13 protein-coding genes are annotated in these 19,290 nt (G+C 49.6%); 9 read left to right on the top strand and 4 right to left on the bottom strand.

The window, feature by feature from the left end:
• Positions 1 to 147: 147 nt before the first annotated feature.
• Positions 148 to 1,536: a Re/Si-specific NAD(P)(+) transhydrogenase subunit beta gene (pntB, locus tag D8682_RS01715; protein ID WP_064547214.1), complete on the bottom strand. Its 1,389-nt coding sequence runs from the start codon at positions 1,534 to 1,536 to the stop codon at positions 148 to 150.
• Positions 1,537 to 1,546: 10 nt separating this feature from the next.
• On the bottom strand, positions 1,547 to 3,073 hold the full coding sequence (pntA, locus tag D8682_RS01710) for a Re/Si-specific NAD(P)(+) transhydrogenase subunit alpha (RefSeq protein WP_064547215.1): 1,527 nt from the start codon (positions 3,071 to 3,073) through the stop codon (positions 1,547 to 1,549).
• A gap of 554 nt (positions 3,074 to 3,627) precedes the next feature.
• Here pntA and ydgH point away from each other — a divergent pair.
• The 7 genes from ydgH (at position 3,628) to tus (ending at position 12,798) form a co-directional block, all read left to right on the top strand.
• Positions 3,628 to 4,572 (top strand): DUF1471 family protein YdgH, encoded by a 945-nt coding sequence (gene ydgH, locus D8682_RS01705; protein WP_064547216.1) that lies wholly within the window; start codon positions 3,628 to 3,630, stop codon positions 4,570 to 4,572.
• A 192-nt stretch (positions 4,573 to 4,764) separates the two neighbouring features.
• Positions 4,765 to 6,147: an amino acid permease gene (locus tag D8682_RS01700; protein WP_121813337.1), complete on the top strand. Its 1,383-nt coding sequence runs from the start codon at positions 4,765 to 4,767 to the stop codon at positions 6,145 to 6,147.
• A gap of 17 nt (positions 6,148 to 6,164) precedes the next feature.
• The gene (gene folM, locus D8682_RS01695) at positions 6,165 to 6,890 is read left to right on the top strand and encodes a dihydromonapterin reductase (RefSeq protein ID WP_121813336.1); all 726 of its coding nucleotides are present in this window, start codon (positions 6,165 to 6,167) and stop codon (positions 6,888 to 6,890) included.
• 74 nt (positions 6,891 to 6,964) lie between these two features.
• The gene (rstA, locus tag D8682_RS01690) at positions 6,965 to 7,693 is read left to right on the top strand and encodes a two-component system response regulator RstA (RefSeq protein WP_064547223.1); all 729 of its coding nucleotides are present in this window, start codon (positions 6,965 to 6,967) and stop codon (positions 7,691 to 7,693) included.
• 332 nt (positions 7,694 to 8,025) lie between these two features.
• Positions 8,026 to 10,128 carry an EAL domain-containing protein gene (locus D8682_RS01685; protein WP_121813335.1) on the top strand — a complete coding sequence of 701 codons (2,103 nt, stop codon included), beginning with the start codon at positions 8,026 to 8,028 and terminating at the stop codon, positions 10,126 to 10,128.
• Between the two features lie 176 nt (positions 10,129 to 10,304).
• Positions 10,305 to 11,594 (top strand): two-component system sensor histidine kinase RstB, encoded by a 1,290-nt coding sequence (gene rstB / locus D8682_RS01680; RefSeq protein ID WP_121813334.1) that lies wholly within the window; start codon positions 10,305 to 10,307, stop codon positions 11,592 to 11,594.
• 274 nt (positions 11,595 to 11,868) lie between these two features.
• Positions 11,869 to 12,798: a DNA replication terminus site-binding protein gene (gene tus, locus D8682_RS01675; RefSeq protein WP_064547227.1), complete on the top strand. Its 930-nt coding sequence runs from the start codon at positions 11,869 to 11,871 to the stop codon at positions 12,796 to 12,798.
• A gap of 17 nt (positions 12,799 to 12,815) precedes the next feature.
• Here the strand turns inward: tus and fumC are convergent, their stop codons facing one another.
• Positions 12,816 to 14,213: a class II fumarate hydratase gene (fumC, locus tag D8682_RS01670; RefSeq protein WP_121813333.1), complete on the bottom strand. Its 1,398-nt coding sequence runs from the start codon at positions 14,211 to 14,213 to the stop codon at positions 12,816 to 12,818.
• A gap of 51 nt (positions 14,214 to 14,264) precedes the next feature.
• Complete coding sequence (fumA, locus tag D8682_RS01665; protein WP_121813332.1) at positions 14,265 to 15,911, bottom strand: class I fumarate hydratase FumA; 1,647 nt, start codon at positions 15,909 to 15,911, stop codon at positions 14,265 to 14,267.
• A 208-nt stretch (positions 15,912 to 16,119) separates the two neighbouring features.
• Here fumA and manA point away from each other — a divergent pair, with 208 nt between their 5' ends.
• Together manA and D8682_RS01655 are read left to right on the top strand one after the other, a co-directional pair.
• The gene (gene manA, locus D8682_RS01660; RefSeq protein WP_121813331.1) at positions 16,120 to 17,292 is read left to right on the top strand and encodes a mannose-6-phosphate isomerase; all 1,173 of its coding nucleotides are present in this window, start codon (positions 16,120 to 16,122) and stop codon (positions 17,290 to 17,292) included.
• Between the two features lie 134 nt (positions 17,293 to 17,426).
• Positions 17,427 to 18,977: a YdgA family protein gene (locus tag D8682_RS01655; protein WP_121813330.1), complete on the top strand. Its 1,551-nt coding sequence runs from the start codon at positions 17,427 to 17,429 to the stop codon at positions 18,975 to 18,977.
• Positions 18,978 to 19,290: the final 313 nt, after the last annotated feature.

The raw sequence follows: 19,290 nt of genomic DNA, 5'->3' as shown, positions 1-19,290 counted from the left end.
TCCGACACTTTTATCTGCAACAACAGGCGCAAATGGTGGATGACGCTATCGCTTATCCCCCCTACAACACCTGTTTAGTGACCTTTGTCAGCAATCTAAAAACCGCCCCGAAAGGCGGTTTTGCTGAGCATCTCAATTACTTAAAAACTAGAGTGCTTTCAAAATTGCTTCAACGGTGGCTTTCGCGTCACCGAACAGCATGTGGGTATTATCTTTAAAGAACAGTGGGTTTTGCACCCCTGCGTAACCGGTGTTCATCGAGCGTTTGAAGACGATAACGTTCTGCGCCTTCCACACTTCCAGCACTGGCATGCCCGCGATTGGGCTGCGTGGATCTTCAAGTGCTGCCGGGTTCACCGTGTCGTTCGCGCCGATAACCAAAACGGTGTCGGTGTCGGTGAAATCATCGTTGATTTCGTCCATTTCCAGAACCACATCATACGGTACGCGGGCTTCAGCCAGCAGAACGTTCATGTGGCCTGGCAAACGCCCAGCAACCGGGTGAATACCAAAGCGAACTTTGATGCCACGAGCGCGCAGTTTTTCAGTGATTTCAGCCACCGGGTATTGCGCCTGAGCCACCGCCATACCATAGCCTGGGGTGATGATCACTGACGTTGAGTTTTTCAACATGTCAGCCGTGTCTTCTGCCGTGATTTCACGGTGTTCGCCCACTTCTTCGCCTTCACCGGTGGAGGAACCGTCAGTACCGAAGCCGCCAGCGATTACGCTGATAAAGGAACGGTTCATCGCCTTACACATGATGTAAGACAGAATCGCACCCGAAGAACCCACCAGCGCGCCCGTCACGATCAGCAGATCGTTGCTGAGCATAAAGCCTGCCGCCGCCGCCGCCCAACCGGAGTAGGAGTTCAGCATGGAAACCACAACTGGCATATCTGCGCCACCAATGGACGCCACCAGGTGCCAGCCAATAACCAGCGCAATGATAGTCATGACCAACAGCGCCAGCACTTGCAGGCCAACGCTTTCGGTACGCACGAAGATAATCAACATCGCGAAGGAAACGACCAGCGCAGCCAGGTTCAGTTTATGACGGTTTGGCAGCATCAGCGGTTTAGAGGAGATTTTGCCGCGCAGTTTACCAAACGCCACGATGGAACCTGTGAAGGTCACCGCACCAATGAAGATACCGAGGAACACTTCCGTTAAATGGATGTTTTCCATCACTGGCTCAAGACCTGGCGCGTGATCAAGGTAGCTATTGAAGCCAACCAGAACCGCAGCCAGACCTACGAAGCTGTGCAGAATCGCCACCAGCTCCGGCATTTCGGTCATTTCTACTTTTTTGGCAAGGTGAATACCAATGGCACCACCAATCACCATAGCCACGATAATCCACACGACGTTGCCGGTTTCAGGCCCAAAGATGGTTGCGACCAGCGCAATGGCCATACCTGCCATACCGAACAAGTTGCCTTGTTTTGAAGTTTCGTGTTTTGACAGCCCCGCCAGGCTGAAAATAAACAGAATCGCGGCAACAATGTATGCTGCTGTAACTAATCCACCAGACATGTGTTACCCCTTAGTTCTTCCGGAACATTTTCAGCATGCGCTGAGTGACGGTGAATCCACCAAAAATATTGATACTGGCAATCAGCACCGCAATAAAGCTCAGGAAGCTAACCCAGCCACCATGACCAATTTGCAGCACAGCGCCGACCACGATAATCCCTGAAATGGCATTCGTTACCGACATCAAAGGTGTGTGCAGTGCGTGCGAAACGTTCCACACCACGTAATAACCGACCACGCACGACAACGCGAATACGGTGAAGTGACTGAGGAACTCTTTCGGTGCGACGTCCGCAAGCCAGCCGAACAAAATGATCGCCAGTGCCATAAACGCATATTTGCGCCACGGTGATGCAGGCTTCTTCTCTTCAACCGGTGCAGCAGGTTTTGCGGCAGCCTGCGGCTGTGCAGAAACCTGAATTGGCGGTGCCGGCCAGGTGACTTCGCCATCGCGAATCACTGTCACACCACGAACGACCACATCTTCGAAATCAACCACGGTATTGCCATCTTTCTCTTTACAGAGCAGTTTGAGCAAGTTAACCAGGTTAGTCCCGTAAAGCTGTGAGGATTGTGTTGGCAGACGTCCTGGTAAATCGGTATAGCCAATCACTTTTACACCGTTTGGTGTGACGGTGACTTTGTCCGCCACGGTGTATTCGCAGTTACCGCCGTTTTGTGCTGCCAAATCGACAATCACGCTACCCGGCTGCATGGAATCAACCATTTCACGAGTGATGAGTTTTGGAGCCGGTTTGCCAGGGATCAGCGCGGTGGTGACAATAATGTCGACTTCTTTAGCTTGCGCGGCGAACAGCGCCATTTCGGCTTTAATGAAGGCTTCGGACATGACTTTGGCGTAGCCGTCACCGCTGCCTGCTTCTTCTTTAAAGTCCAGTTCAAGGAACTCAGCGCCCATACTTTGCACTTGTTCTTTGACTTCCGGGCGGGTGTCGAATGCACGGACAATAGCACCCAGGCTGTTTGCCGCGCCAATCGCCGCAAGACCTGCCACACCGGCACCGATAACCATCACTTTAGCCGGTGGAACTTTGCCCGCAGCAGTAATTTGCCCGGTAAAGAAACGGCCAAATTCATGAGCAGCTTCGACGATGGCACGATAACCCGCGATGTTTGCCATGGAGCTCAGGGCATCAAGGGATTGCGCACGAGAAATACGCGGCACGGAATCCATCGCCATCACGGTGACGTTTTTTGCGGCCAGTTTTTCGAGTAATTCAGGATTTTGTGCAGGCCAGATAAAACTCACCAGCGTAGAACCTGCACGCAGTAGTTCGATTTCGCTGTCCTGTGGTGCATTCACCTTCAGAATAACGTCAGACTGCCAGACATCAGCGGTATCTGAAATGGTCGCGCCAGCCTTTACAAACGCTTCGTCATCGAAGCTTGCCAGCTTACCTGCGCCACTCTCAACGGTGACGGTGAAACCCAGCTTCAGCAATTGCTCCACTGTTTTTGGCGTGGCTGCCACTCGGGATTCTCCCGCCCACCGCTCTCTTGGTACCCCAATACGCATAGTATTCCCTTCCATCTGATTTTTTGTTGATGGTTTGTCAGACATTGCCTTGGCAATCCAGACACGTTGCCTGTTTAGAACACAAGGCAATCGTCATTTCCGTTACCGATTCAATAAAAATACATCTGTAACAAACTTTTTATAACCTACTGAAAATAACGCCTGTGATCTAGATCAGGATCTCAGTATTTGTATCATTATCGTAAAAGATTAGCGTTGAGCCTTTCAGACAGCTCTTTTTGACTGACTTTAACCTGTGAGACCTGATAATCCGCTTAAACTTAGCCTCAATTCACGATTCTGAGCCATCGCAAATTGCACATTTAACATTACATTAACTAATTAAGTTGTAAGCTTTACCGCTTTTACTGGTCAAAGGACTCTTTTATTAACATATAAATATTCGTTATGGAAAATATCTGTAATCCGCGTTTGAAGAGTGAAAAATGCCGCAGACAGTTGCAGTGTTTCAATGCCATAATCGGCGGTTAGCAGGTAACCCTCAGAGAATGCGGTATTTGTATTCATTTTGCGCAAGGCGAAGGATTATTTTTATGAAGCTCAAGACCACTCTTCTGGCGTCAGCACTGATATCTCTTACTACGCTGTCCGCTCAGGCAGCAAAAGAGCTGACACCCGATCAAGCTGCTGCTCTTAAACCTTTTGATCGCATTACCATCACTGGCCGCTTTAACTCTATTGGCGAAGCAGTGAAATCTGTTTCTCGTCGTGCGGATAATATGGGTGCGGCATCTTTCTACGTGTTGGACACTAACGATACTGGCAGCAGCGGTAACTGGCGTGTAGTCGCAGATGTGTATCATGCAGATGCCCCTGAAGCTGAGAAAACGACTAATCGCGTGATTAATGGCGTGACGGAATTACCGAAAGATCAAGCCTATCTTCTTGAGCCATTCGATACCGTGACCATCCAGGGTTTTTATCGCAGTCAGCCTGAAGTTAACGATGCGATCACCAAAGTGGCTAAACAAAAAGGTGCGGATTCGTTCTACATCGTTCGTCAAATCGACGCAAACTCCGGTGGCAACCAGCGTATTACCGCTTATATCTATAAAAAAGATGCCAAGAAACGTGTGGTGCAAAGTTCTGATGTGATCCCTGCTGATTCCGAAGCAGGTAAAGCCGCCCTGGCAGCCGGTGGTGCCGCCGCCGCCGCTGTTGAGATCCCAGGTGTCGCCAGTTCCAGTACCCCAAGTGCTGATGTTGGCCGTTTCTTTGAAACGCAAACCACACAAGGTGGCCGTTACACCGTAACGCTCCCTGACGGTACAAAAATCCAGGAAGTGAACAAAGTCACCGCCGCACAAATGGTTCCATTTGATAGCGTGAAGTTCACCGGCCACTACAGCAGCAGCACTGAAGTTTCTTATCAGGTTGCGAAACGCGCTGCGAAGAAAGGTGCTAAGTACTACCACATCACCCGTCAATGGGAAGAACGTGGTGGTAACTTGACTATCAGCGCGGATTTGTACAAGTAAGATATCCCCCGCTAAAAATTCTAAAAAGGGCCGTGAGTGCCCTTTTTTTATTTCCCCGATGATTTTGTGGCTCATGCCATTGCAAGCAGCTCGTACTCTCCGTAAAATCCCGCGCCTTAGCGTTACCCACCATTTTTATGCACAAAAGCATAATAATTATTCTGGCTCTAATTGGAAAATTACAGGACTGCAATGGAAAAGAAGCTTGGCCTCGCTGCATTAACGGCATTAGTTTTGAGTTCAATGCTCGGTGCTGGTGTTTTTAGCCTGCCGCAAAATATGGCGAGTGTGGCTAGCCCGGCAGCTTTGCTGATCGGTTGGGCCATCACGGGTGCTGGTATTTTACTGCTGGCACTGGCAATGCTGGTGTTGACCCGTTTGCGTCCGGATCTCGATGGCGGGATTTTTACTTATGCACGTGAAGGCTTTGGCGAGCTGATTGGTTTCTTTTCTGCCTGGGGTTACTGGCTTTGTGCCGTCATCGCCAACGTTTCATATTTGGTTATCGTTTTCTCGGCGTTAAGTTTCTTCACCGATACGCCAGAATTACGCCTGTTTGGTGATGGTAATACGTGGCAATCGATTGTTGGTGCATCTGTCTTGCTGTGGATGGTGCATTTCCTGGTTTTGCGTGGCGTACAAACCGCAGCCAGCATCAATCTGGTCGCCACATTGGCAAAATTGATACCGCTGGGTTTGTTTGTGGTGCTGGCGGCGATAGCCTTTAAACTCTCCACTTTTAGCCTTGATTTCAGCGGGATTGCGCTGGGTGTTCCGGTTTGGGAACAGGTCAAAAACACCATGCTTATTACCTTGTGGGTATTTATTGGTGTGGAAGGTGCCGTGGTGGTTTCCGCTCGAGCGCGTAATAAAAATGACGTTGGTCGCGCCACATTGTTAGCGGTAGTTGCCGCATTATGCGTTTACCTGCTGGTAACGTTGCTTTCTCTGGGTGTGATTGCACGTCCGGAACTTGCTGGCATGCGCAACCCGTCGATGGCAGGCTTGATGGTCGAAATGATGGGGCCATGGGGTGAAATTATTATCGCCGCAGGGCTGATTGTTTCGGTATGCGGCGCTTATCTTAGCTGGACGATAATGGCGGCTGAAGTCCCGTTCCTCGCTGCAACGCACAAAGCATTCCCGAAAATTTTTGCCCGTCAGAACAAAAATAACGCGCCATCCGCATCCCTGTGGCTGACCAACATCAGCGTGCAAATTTGCCTGGTGTTGATTTGGTTGACCGGGTCGGATTACAACACCCTTTTAACCATCGCTTCAGAAATGATTCTGGTACCCTATTTCCTGGTTGGCGCCTTTTTGCTGAAAATCTCAACCCGACCGCTGCATAAGGCGATTGGCCTGGGAGCCTGTATTTATGGCTTATGGTTACTTTATGCGTCAGGCCCGATGCACCTGCTGCTTTCAGTGGTATTGTATGCGCCGGGTTTATTAGTCTTTATGTACACTCGCAGCACCCATACGCATGATATTGGGCTGAATCTCAAAGAAAAATCGGTAATTATCTTGATGCTGGTAGCGGCGTTTCCGGCGACATGGGTACTGGTGAAGTAACTAACAAGGAGTCGTCGATGGGGATTACATCATCTGCTCGTCCTGTTTTGATTACCGGTGCCGGTAAACGAATTGGCCTGGCATTAGCACGACACTTTTTGGCTCAGCAACAACCCGTAATCATCAGCTACCGCACGCGTTATGCTGCGGTAGATGAGCTTGAACAAGCTGGAGCGGTTTGTTTGTACGGGGACTTTTCGAGCAATGACGGCATTACGCAGTTTGCTGATGCCGTGAAGCAGCATTGCGCTGGCTTGCGCGCCATTGTGCATAACGCCAGTGCCTGGCTTGCCGAGTCGCCCGACTTATCTCCTGCCGCGACTCTGGCAGCGATGCTGCAAATTCACGTCAATACGCCCTATTTACTCAATCATCTTCTTGAACCTTTACTGCGCGGGCATGGTCATGCCAGTGCCGACATTATTCATTTCACCGATTATGTCGTCGAACGCGGGAGCGACAAGCATATCGCCTATGCCGCCAGTAAAGCCGCGCTGGATAATCTGACGCGTTCTTTTGCCCGTAAGCTGGCCCCTGAAGTGAAAGTGAATGCCATTGCGCCAGCGATGATTATGTTCAACGAGCATGACGATGCGCAGTATCGTCAAGAAGCGCTCAACAAATCACTGATGAAAATCGCCCCTGGCGAGCAGGAAATAATTGCTTTGGTCGATTATCTGTTCAGCAGCCAATACGTCACTGGCCGGACACATGCCGTTGATGGCGGCCGCCCGCTTCGATAAATCCGTTTACCCGTCATATATGGTTTTGCCCCCAGAACCAGGGTATGTTTTCCTTTTGATTTGATGCGCTGGCCATGAATAAAATCGTATACGTAGAAGACGATCCAGAAGTAGGAGCGTTAATTGCCGCTTACCTCGGCAAACATGACATTGACGTTATTGTCGAAAGCCGTGGCGATCGCGCCGAAGCGACGATTGCGCAGCAGTGCCCGGACCTTGTCCTGCTGGATGTGATGCTACCAGGCAAAGACGGCATGACGTTATGCCGTGATTTACGCCCGCAATGGGATGGCCCGATTGTGTTGCTCACCTCACTCGACAGCGATATGAACCATATATTGTCGCTCGAAATGGGTGCCAACGATTATATTCTTAAAACTACTCCGCCAGCCGTTCTGTTAGCGCGTCTGCGCCTTCATCTGCGCCAGCGCGTTTCAGCACAGCAAACCGTCGAAAGTAGCTCTAATGCGCTTAAACCTCACAAAGCGATGCGCTTTGGCACGTTGTGTATTGACCCGGTAAACCGCCAGGTGACGCTGGGTAGCGAAAATATCACGCTCTCAACGGCTGATTTCGATTTGCTATGGGAACTGGCTACCCACGCGGGACAAATCATGGACCGCGATGCCTTGCTGAAAAACCTGCGTGGCGTGACTTATGACGGCTTAGATCGCAGCGTTGATGTCGCCATTTCCCGCTTGAGAAAGAAACTCTACGATAGCGCCACGGAACCCTTCAGAATAAAAACCGTACGCAATAAAGGTTATTTATTTGCCCCGCATGCGTGGGAAAGCGAAGCCTGACAGTTTTATACCCGTTATAGTGCGAGCCACCTGATTTGATGATGAATTAAATTCAGGTGGCCAAATTTAATACTCGCTCGCATAGAAATAATAACCTCAGTTATGATAGATTCCCTCTGAATTTGTTTTATTCAAGACAAAACACGTTTTTTTAAAATAAATTAGCGAGAATAACTTTAGCGCATGTGTTTATTTTTGGATATAACCAGCACCATTAATTGTAGAAATATGACTATATTTTTCGATGGCATAAACATAAAAACTCTGATTCAGCGCCCTCGATCATCCATGTAAAAAAACTATTAATAGCCATCATTGCTTTAGGTGATTTTGTGATAAAAGAGTGGCTTCACAACAACCTGCTGTGCCGTTTAAATAATAGCCAAATTAAGTTATTAAATAATCGCTATGCCAATGCCATTATCGCCAGCACGATGGCGATAGTTCCTCTTTCGATTGTTCGCGGGCTGGTGATTACCGCTTCCGTAATTTGTGACACTGCAGGCTTCAACAACGCCGCGGTGTGGTTCATGCAGTTGCAGATCGGTTTCCTGTCTCTGGCACCGCTGGTGATGAACATCTATATCGCGGTGCACTGGGCAGTGAGAAACCGGCTTTCACAAATTTATTGTATCGCGCTCAGTATCAGCACCCTGATGATCTTCCGCCGTATACTTGATGACAATGCCCAGTTTTTCCTCGACATCAGTATTCCCATGGCTCTGGCATCCGGAATTATCGGTAATGTATTACAAGAAGTCGTCAGCAAAAACCTGCTAAAAATTCGGCAATGGAAAGATAACAATAATATTACGATTATCTCATTTTTTGTCACATTGGGAATTATCGCCCTGTTCAGCAGCGTAATAAAATTAGGTGCTGAAATCTATGTCATGAATACGATGAATTTCTTCAGCAGTTTGTCGCTGTATTTTTATCCGACAGATTTTCTACACGGTATTTTGTATGTACTGTTACGCAGTGTGCCATGGTTCTTTGGCCTGCATGGTTATTATCTATTTATGGACATTGATGTCGCATTTACTGCCGCGGCTAAAGTCAATATCAGTGAATGGCATGCCGGACATAGCGCACTCAATATTCTCAGCCCGGTGTTTTATGATATGTGGTGTAATTCTGGTGGCACCGGAAATACGCTAAGCCTGATTATCTGCATTTTGATGCAGAAAAAAAGCCAGCACCGTCGCTTGCTGAGTGTTGCCGCTCCGATGGCATTGTTTAACATCAATGAACCGCTGATTTTTGGCTTCCCGATTGTCCTCAACCCAGTGATGATCATTCCGTTCGTCCTGACACCGTTATCCGCCTATCTGGTGGCCTATGGCGCGACGTATATGGAACTCATTCCACGGATTTCAGAAATCGTCAGTTGGTCAACACCTGGGCCGCTAAAAGTGTGGCTAGCCAGCGGCCACTCGCCGGTTGCGGTGCTGCTTTATCTGCTGTTGCTTGCTCTTGGCGTGATCATTTATCGCCCTTTCGTCAAAAGCTCATTAAAACAATCCACTGCTGATAATACCGATCTCGATTTACTGACTGGCGAGATGAAAATCAACCAACCGACTGATTTTGAAATGGTGCCCAATTACAGCCATGTGGTTGAGCAAAATAGCTATATCGAAGCCCAGCGGAAAATTGAGAAATTGCAAACCAGCGGTCAGTTCATCCTCTATTTCCAGCCACAGGTTCGTCTTACAGACCGGAAAATCGTCGCCCTTGAAGTGTTGCTCCGCCACCAGAGCGATGACGGCAAGATTACCCCTCCCGTTTTCCTGAAATACTATGAGCGCACCGGCATGATGCCGGAGATTGATTTCTGGGTCATGGAGCACGCGCTGGATTACGTTCGCGAACATATGTCTGATGCCGAAAACATGACGCTCTCGGTCAATATTTCACCGCAGACGCTGATCGACTACCGGCTGCTCAATATCGTCCGTAAAGTGATGGCTAAACCGCTACCCACTGGATGGCAACTGGAATTCGAAATTACCGAGTCGCAAAAGGTGCAGGAACCGGTACGCGTTGCCGAAGTACTGGATAAAATGCGCAGACTGGGAATCAAAATTGCCCTCGATGACTTTGGCTCAGGATATTCCACGCTGCATTATCTGACCCGCTATCCGCTGGATAAAATTAAGCTGGATCGCTCCATGGTGCTGGGTTTAGCCAAGCCAGATGGATTTTGCTTCCTGCAACAAGTCGTGAAATTATGCACAGTTATTCAGTGTGAAATCCTGATTGAAGGCGTTGAAACAGCGCAAGAGTTGGAGCAAGTGCAAGAAGCAGGAATCGAACTGTGTCAGGGGTTTTTATTCCACCGCCCTTTACCAGGCAATGCCGTTTGCCAGTTGCTGGCAGAACAGCACAAACCGATGAGCCCCACCCACCAATCGGTTGCCGCCACGGTGTAATTCAGACATTTCCCCTGAGTTTACATGCCAGATTAGATGCCGGATATTGTCAGCAGGGGCAAACCCTGCTTACATAGCCAGCCAGATGGGGCAAGAACACGCCGTCCCGCTTGTCCTCGTCGCACTCCTGCCTGACAGGAAGCAGCTCTCATAATCTGATAAACCGGTGATTTTCGTTGAAAAAACTATTTATTCAGTTCTATCTCTTACTGTTCGTCTGCTTCCTGGTGATGACCATGCTGGTTGGCCTGGTGTACAAATTCACTGCCGAGCGGGCCGGCCGCCAGTCGCTTGATGATTTAATGAAAAGCTCGCTGTACTTGATGCGTAGCGAGTTACGTGAAATCCCGCCGCGTGACTGGAACAAAACCATTAAAGATCTCGACCTCAACTTGTCCTTTAAGCTGCACATCGAGCCGATTGAAAAATTCAAGCTTGATGACATGACGATGCGCCACCTGCGTGCCGGTGAAATCGTTGCTCTCGACGATGAATACACTTTTATTCAGCGTATTCCTCGCAGCCATTACGTTCTGGCCGTCGGCCCTATTCCTTATCTCTTTTTCTTGCACCAGATGCGTCTGCTGGACGTCGCGCTCATGGCGTTTATTGCCATTTCCCTCGCCTTCCCGGTGTTTATCTGGATGCGTCCGCACTGGAAGGACATGCTCAAACTGGAAACCGCCGCGCAACGGTTAGGTGCCGGGTATCTTGATGAGCGTATTCATTTCGACAGCGCTTCCAGTTTCGAGAGATTAGGTGTCGCATTTAACCAAATGGCTGACAGTATCAACGCCCAAATTGCCAGTAAGAAAATGTTGATTGACGGGATTGCCCATGAGCTGCGCACGCCGCTGGTGCGTTTGCGTTATCGCCTTGAGATGAGTGATAACCTGACGCAAGCAGAGTCACTGGCGCTGAACCGTGATATTGGCCAACTCGAAGCACTGATCGAAGAACTTCTCACTTACGCACGCCTCGACCGCCCGCAAACGGAGCTGCAACTGGCAAGCGTGGATGTCCCCCGCTGGCTTGATGAACATATTGCCGATGTCAGAATCATTCATCCGCAGCTCACTATTTTGCTGGATACGCCAGCCGCCGGTGATTTTGGCCTGATAGACCTGCGCCTGATGGAGCGCGTGACCGATAATCTGGTCAACAACGCGCTGCGTTACAGCAAAGAGAAACTGCGCATCAGCCTGTGGCTCGATAACAAAACCGCAATTTTGCAAGTCGAAGACGATGGCCCCGGCATTCCAGCCGAAGAACGCGAGCGAGTATTTGAACCATTCGTGCGCCTCGACCCTAGCCGCGACCGCGCCACGGGCGGATGTGGATTAGGGCTGGCAATCGTGCACTCCGTTGCCACTGCGATGGAAGGATCGGTGGTGGTGGATAGCGGTGCTCTGGGTGGTGCTCGCTTCCGCTTTAGCTGGCCGATAAAAACCGAATCAGACTGCTGAAAAAGGTCACTAAACAGGTTTCGTAGGGTGGATAAGCGATAGCGTCATCCACCATTTTCGCCTGTTGTTACAGATAAAAGTGTCGGATGGCGCTGCGCTTATCCGACCTGTGAAAAAGGTTTGTCATCAGTCTCAGTCCCCCCAGCCATTAGCTTCAATGACGCCACCCTGCTAAAAATCCATTGTCACCTGCCTGACCATTACCACGCCGATGGTCAGGTTCATCTCCCTATGTTATAAATCAATTAGTATGTTGTAACTAATGGATAGCGAAATGGCTAAATATGATTTGATTGAACGCCTGAACAGTACCTTTCGTGAGATCGAGCGCGACCTGCATCAATTACGTGAACATCTCGAGAGTTATCGATTATTGGTTGGCCGTGTTTTCCCGCTTCCTACGGTAGATAAAGGGAAAGAGCACGATGCGGTGACTAAAATTGAGGTCACGCAACTACTCGGTAAAACCGCGCACCAGGCCACCCTTTCCCACTTTACTCGCCTGTTTATCCAGCAGCAGTCGGAAAAAACCAGCAGTAAGGCCGCTGTACGCCTACCGGGTGCGGTTTGTTATCAGGTAAACGAGCAGGAACGCGAGCAAACACGGGAACTGATTCAGCGAATTAATCAGCACAAACAAGAGTTTGAAAATATTGTCAGTGTGGAATCAGGTTTAGCCAGCGTGCAGCGTTTTGAGTGGGTACACCGCCAACTACCTGGGCTGATTACGCTCAACGCCTATCGCACCATCACGCTGTTGGAAAACCCGGACACGCTCAATTTTGGCTGGGCGAATAAGCAAATCATCAAAAACTATTCCCGGCGTGAGGTGATCGAGATACTGGAGAAGAGCCTTAAAGCAAATCGCGCTGTGCCGCCGTATACCCGCGAACAATGGGCCGAGCAAATTACCCGCGAGCTCAATGACATCAGTCGCCTGTCGGATAACGTGCGCCTGAAAATTAAACGTCCCGTCAAGGTGCAGCCTGTGGCTCGCGCATGGTATCAGGCACGCAAAAAACAGGTGCAACATGCCTGCCCTTCGCCGCTGATTGTATTGTGCAATTCTGACAATGGCGAAATGCCGCCTGAAATCGGGGAATTACTCAATTATGATGCGCAGAATATCCGCCATCGTTATAAGCCGGATGCGCAACCGTTACGGCTGGTGATCCCGCGCCTGCATCTGTATTGCGAAGAGTGAGGCAGGCGCAGTAAAGCTTACTGTTTCATACTGCCGACCATCTCTTCCGGACGCACCCAGGCGTCAAATTCGTCTTCGCTGAGATAACCGAGCTTTAACGCTGATGCCTTCAGTGTCAGCCCTTCTTTATGGGCTTTCTTGGCAATTTCCGCCGCTTTGTCGTAGCCGATGTGTGTATTGAGCGCCGTCACCAGCATCAGCGATTCATTCAGCAGTTGGGCGATTCGGTCACGGTTCGGCTCGATGCCTACCGCGCAATGCTCGTTAAAACTTTCCATGCCATCGGCCAACAAACGCACCGATTGCAAGAAGTTGTGAATCACCATCGGGCGGTAGACGTTAAGCTCAAAATTGCCCGATGCGCCGCCGATATTCACAGCCACATCGTTGCCCATCACCTGGCAACACAGCATCGTCATCGCTTCGCACTGCGTTGGGTTAACTTTGCCTGGCATAATTGAACTGCCCGGTTCGTTCTCAGGAATCGCGATTTCACCAATCCCGCAGCGTGGCCCAGAGGACAACCAACGCACGTCGTTGGCAATTTTCATCAGTGACGCCGCCAGCCCTTTTAATGCGCCATGGGCATGCACCAGCGCATCGCAGGTTGCCAGCGCTTCGAATTTATTCGGCGCGGTGATAAACGGTTGCCCGGTAATTTCAGCCAGTTCTTTGGCTACGCGAACGGCATATTCAGGGTGCGTATTCAGCCCGGTTCCCACTGCTGTCCCACCCAGCGCCAGCTCCGCAACATGCGGCAAGCTGTTCTCGACATGCTTAAGATTGTGCTCAAGCATCGCTACCCAGCCGGAAATCTCCTGGCCGAGGGTTAACGGTGTGGCATCTTGTAAATGGGTACGGCCAATTTTGACGATGTCGCGGAAGGCTTCGGCTTTGCTGTGCAACGTTGCTTTCAGCACGTTCAATTGCGGGATAAGTTGTTCGCGCAGCGCAATCACCGCCGCAACGTGCATAGCCGTTGGGAAAACGTCGTTCGAACTTTGGCTTTTATTCACGTCGTCGTTGGGGTGAACTTTACGCTCCATGCCGCGCACACCACCGAGAATTTCACTCGCGCGGTTTGCCAGTACTTCGTTCATATTCATGTTGCTCTGGGTACCAGAGCCGGTTTGCCAGATGGCTAACGGGAATTCATCCGGGTGTTTACCTGCCAGCACTTCATCAGCCGCGTTGATGATGGCGTTGCCGCGCTCAGCCACCAACAGGCCCAAATCCATATTCACCTTCGCGGCTGCCCGTTTGGTTAATGCCAGCGCCTGGATCAGTGCAGTTGGCATTTTTTCAGTGGAAATGCGGAAGTGCTCAAGAGAGCGCTGAGTTTGTGCGCCCCACAGTTTATCTGCCGGGACGTCAATTGGGCCCATTGAGTCTTTTTCACTACGAACGGCTACCATTTCATTCTCCTTTGAGCAAAAAAAACCGCCCTTATGGGCGGCTTGAGTGGTCTACTTCACGCATCGCGTACATTGCGAAGCGTGTATTTTCTGGAAGAAGTCATTGCCCTTGTCATCGACCAGAATAAAGGCTGGGAAGTCTTCGACTTCGATTTTCCAGATAGCTTCCATCCCCAGCTCAGCATACTCAACGCAGTCGAGGCTCTTGATGCTTTGCTGCGCCAGAACCGCTGCCGGGCCGCCGATACTGCCAAGATAGAAACCACCGTGTTTATGGCAGGCATCCGTCACTTGTTGGCTACGGTTACCTTTCGCCAGCATCACCATGCTGCCGCCGTTGGCTTGCAATAGATCGACATAAGAGTCCATGCGCCCGGCGGTTGTCGGCCCGAGGGAACCCGACGCATAACCTTCTGGCGTTTTGGCAGGCCCCGCGTAATACACCGGATGATCTTTAATGTATTGCGGCAACCCTTCGCCGTTGTCGATACGCTCTTTGAGTTTAGCGTGGGCGATGTCACGCGCCACAATTATCGTGCCGCTTAAAGAAAGACGGGTAGAAACCGGGTATTGCGATAGCTGCTTGAGGATCTCGCTCATTGGGCGATTCAGGTCGACTTTAATCGCCTCGCCCTCCCCCGCCTGGCGCAGCTCTTGTGGAATGAACTTGCCAGGATTGTGCTCGAGTTTCTCGATCCAGATACCGTCACGGTTGATCTTGGCTTTAATGTTGCGGTCGGCGGAGCAAGAAACGCCCATCCCTACCGGGCATGATGCCCCGTGGCGCGGCAAACGCACAACGCGGATGTCATGCGCGAAATATTTGCCACCGAACTGCGCACCTAACCCCAGATTCTGCGCTTCTTTAAGCAACTCTTCTTCAAGCTGAACATCGCGGAAGGCCTGGCCGTGTTCGTTACCTTCGGTCGGCAGTCCGTCATAGTACTTGGTTGATGCTAGTTTGACTGTTTTCAGCGTGGCTTCAGCTGAAGTGCCACCAATCACAAACGCGACATGGTATGGCGGACACGCGGCAGTACCGAGGCTGCACATTTTATCGACCAGGTAATCTTTCAGACGGCCAGGACTCAGCAGCGCCTTAGTTTCCTGATACAGATAGGTTTTGTTAGCTGAACCGCCACCTTTGGCGACACAGAGGAATTTGTATTCGTCACCATCGACAGTATAAAGATCGATTTGTGCTGGCAGGTTGGTGCCGGTGTTCACCTCCTGGTACATATCCAGCGCCGCGTTTTGCGAGTAGCGCAGGTTATCTTCAATAAAGGTGTTGTAGACGCCGCGAGACAGCGCTTCTTCATCGCCACCACCTGTCCAGACACGTTGGCCTTTTTTACCCATGATTATCGCCGTACCGGTATCCTGGCAGGTCGGCAAGATACCTTTGGCGGCGATTTCAGAGTTACGCAGGAATTGCAGCGCGACGTACTTATCGTTTTCGCTGGCTTCAGGATCATTGAGGATATCGGCCACTTGCTGCTGATGGGCCGGGCGCAACATAAACGAGGCATCGTGGAAGGCGTGTTGGGTCAGTAACGTGAGGGCTTTGGGGTCAACTTTCAGGACTTCCTGCCCTTCGAACTCCGACACTGAAACATAATCACTGCTTAGCAAGTAGTATTCAGTTTCATCTTTTTTTAACGGGAACGGCTCTTGATAATGAAAGGCTTTGTTCGGCATTGTTCTCTCACTTACGACATTAGCTACGTTAACTATTTATGGCTTCGGGTACAGCAAACCTGCACCGTGTTAAAAATGAATCACAATATGCTACACAGTTTTTTAACAAAAACTGAGACTAATACGACTTTTTACTCCCCAGGTTACTTCATCACAGATAATTGGTTTAATAGCCGGAACTTTATCTACATTACTACAGGGCTTGATAATGCAAAAACTGATCAACTCAGTGCAAAACTACGCATGGGGAAGTAAAACTGCGTTAACGGAACTTTATAGTGTGCAAAATCCGCAAAACCTGCCAATGGCAGAACTGTGGATGGGTGCACACCCGAAAAGCAGCTCAAAAATTCTTGATAATGGTCAGGCGCGTTCACTGCGTGATGTGATTGATGCGAACAAACCCGCACTGCTGGGCAAGGCCGTTGCAGAGCGTTTTGGTGAGTTACCTTTCCTCTTTAAAGTGCTGTGTGCCGATCAACCGCTTTCCATCCAGGTGCATCCTAACAAGAAAGCATCTGAGTTAGGTTTTGCCAAAGAGAACGCGGCAGGCATCCCGTTAGATGCTGCTGAGCGTAACTACAAAGATCCAAACCATAAACCTGAACTGGTGTTTGCCTTAACGCCGTTCCTCGCCATGAACGCCTTCCGCGAATTTGCTGATATTGTTTCGCTTTTGCAGCCAGTTTCCGGTGCACATCCTGCCATCGCTCACTTCTTACAACAGCCTGATGCTGAATGTTTGTCACAGCTTTTCGCCAGCTTGCTGAATATGAAAGGTGATGAAAAGCCCCTTGCGTTGGGCGTATTGAAAGCCGCTCTTAATAATCAACAGGGTGAGCCATGGGAAACCATTCGGGTGATTTCTGAGTTCTACCCGGATGACAGTGGTTTGTTCTCACCATTGCTATTAAATGTCGTGAAATTGCAGCCAGGCGAAGCGATGTTCCTGTTTGCCGAAACCCCGCATGCCTACCTGAAGGGTGTGGCGCTGGAAGTGATGGCGAACTCCGATAACGTGCTGCGTGCCGGTCTGACGCCAAAATACATCGATATTCCTGAACTGGTCGCAAACGTGAAGTTTGAACCTAAACCGGCGGCAGAGTTGTTAACTCAGCCAGTGAAACTGGCAAACGAGCTGGACTTCCCTATTCCGGTTGATGACTTCGCGTTCTCTTTGCACGATCTCAGCGCGCAAAAGACCGAGCTTGCGCAAACCAGTGCGGCCATCGTTTTCTGTACCGAAGGCGAAGCAGTCTTGAGCAAGGACCAACAGCAACTGGTACTCAAACCTGGTGAGTCGGCGTTTATCTCTGCCGAAGAATCACCGGTTGCTATTAGCGGCGTTGGCCGTGTGGCTCGCGTCTATTCCAAAATCTGAGTTTGAAGTAACTTACTGATCTTTTAATTCAGGATTGCTAAGCTTCACAGGATAGATTTCTTAAATGCCGGTTGGCATTTCAATCGTCTGCTGGAGGACTACCAGCAGACGCACTTTATATGGACGACGACTGAATGAAAAAATCACTGGTTGCTGTAGGTGTCATTGTGGCTCTGGGTGTGGTGTGGACAGGTACTGCCTGGTACACCGGTAAACAGCTTGAAGGCCGCATGGCGGAGATGGTGGCTAACGCTAACGCCGAATTGAACAAAGCCTCACCGGAAGCTGGTTTAACGCTAAGCTACCAGGACTATCAGCGTGGTCTGTTCCACAGCTCAATGCAGTTAGTTATCAAACCGAAAGCAGGAGTGACCAGTGCCATTCTCAGGCCTGAGCAAAGTATCGTCTTCAATGAAACTATTGATCACGGCCCATTCCCCTTCACACAACTGAAAAAATTCAATCTGCTGCCGGCCATGGCATCCGTTCACACCACGCTGGTCAATAACCCGACCACTAAACCTTTATTTGATATCGCTAAAGGGCAGTCATTTATTGATGCACAAACGCGTATCGGCTATAGCGGTGATACCTCTTCAGATATCAATTTGCTGCCACTGGACTACGTTAAAGGCGATGAAAAAGTGGCCTTCAGCGGCGGCCAATTCAAAGCGGATGTCGATGGTAACGGTGACAAAATTGCTATCAGCGGAGAAGCACAAAGCGGCCTGGTGAATACCACCAACGAATATGGCCAAAAAGTACTGATGACATTCAATGGCATCAAAACCGAAGGCAATAGCAGCCGTAGCGAATTTATCGAACGTATTGGTAGCCAAAAAGGTTCTATCGACAAACTCGCGGTTTCCATCGAAGGCAAAGAGATGGCCGTGGTGGAAGGTTTAGGTATCGATGCCAAATCCGAATTGCAGGAAGATAAAAAACATCTTTCTGGTCAAATCGATTACACCCTGAAGTCGCTCAAAGTACAGAGCAAAGATCTTGGTAGCGGCAAATTGACGGTAAAAATTGGCAACCTTGATGGTGCAGCCGTGCAAGAGTTCAGCAAGTTGTACAATGCTGAGTCGCAAAAACTGCTGGCAGACCCGGCAACGGCGAAAGATCCAGATATTTATCAGCAGCGAATTGTTGAGCTGTTTGCCGCTAACCTGCCACTGTTGTTGAAAGGCGATCCGGTCATTACCATTGCACCGTTGAGCTGGAAGAATGCCAAAGGCGAAAGTACCTTTAACCTCTCACTGTTCCTGAAAGACCCATCAACCGCTACTGGCGAGCCAACCTCTCAGGAAGAACAGATTAATCGCGTGGTGAAATCCCTCGATAGCAAGCTGGTGATTCCAGTGGATATGGCGACAGAGTTAATGACTCAGATTGCACAGCTTGAAGGGTATCAGCCAGCCGAGGCCGCTAAACTTGCCGAGCAACAAATTAAAGGCATGGCCGCAATGGGGCAAATGTTCCGTGTGACCACAATGGAGGGAAATAACGTGGTTTCCAGCCTGCAATATTCCAATAGTCAGGTCACGTTGAACGGCCAGAAAATGCCACTGAGCGAACTGTTTGGCATGTTTGGTTTGCCAGATACCGGCGCCGAGCCAGCACCTGAACTGGAAGTGCCACCGGTTCCAGCACTGCCTGCGGTTCCCGCGGTTCCACAACAGTAAGTATTGGTTTAGTTTGATAGAGCCTCCTGCGGGAGGCTTTTTTATCTCCTAGCCATTTAGTTAAGAATGAAGTTAGTGATACTTAAAATAAAAAACGAGTTGGCAAAGCTCTCCAAAATATAATTCAACACTTTACCTTAGCACTTCACCAGAAATACCAAAATATTAATCATTACTCACATATCAATTAAAAAACAATTCATTAAATTGACAATCCTCATAAACTTCACATTCAAAATACCTTCTAATTATTGATATTATTTTTTAGAAAAAAACGTTATTTCATTCATCATAAAAATGAATCCCACTAATA

The sequence above is a fragment of the Buttiauxella sp. 3AFRM03 genome (assembly GCF_003675305.1).
Classification (GTDB): Bacteria; Pseudomonadota; Gammaproteobacteria; order Enterobacterales; family Enterobacteriaceae; genus Buttiauxella; species Buttiauxella ferragutiae.
This window is presented reverse-complemented; position numbering and strand designations above follow the sequence as displayed.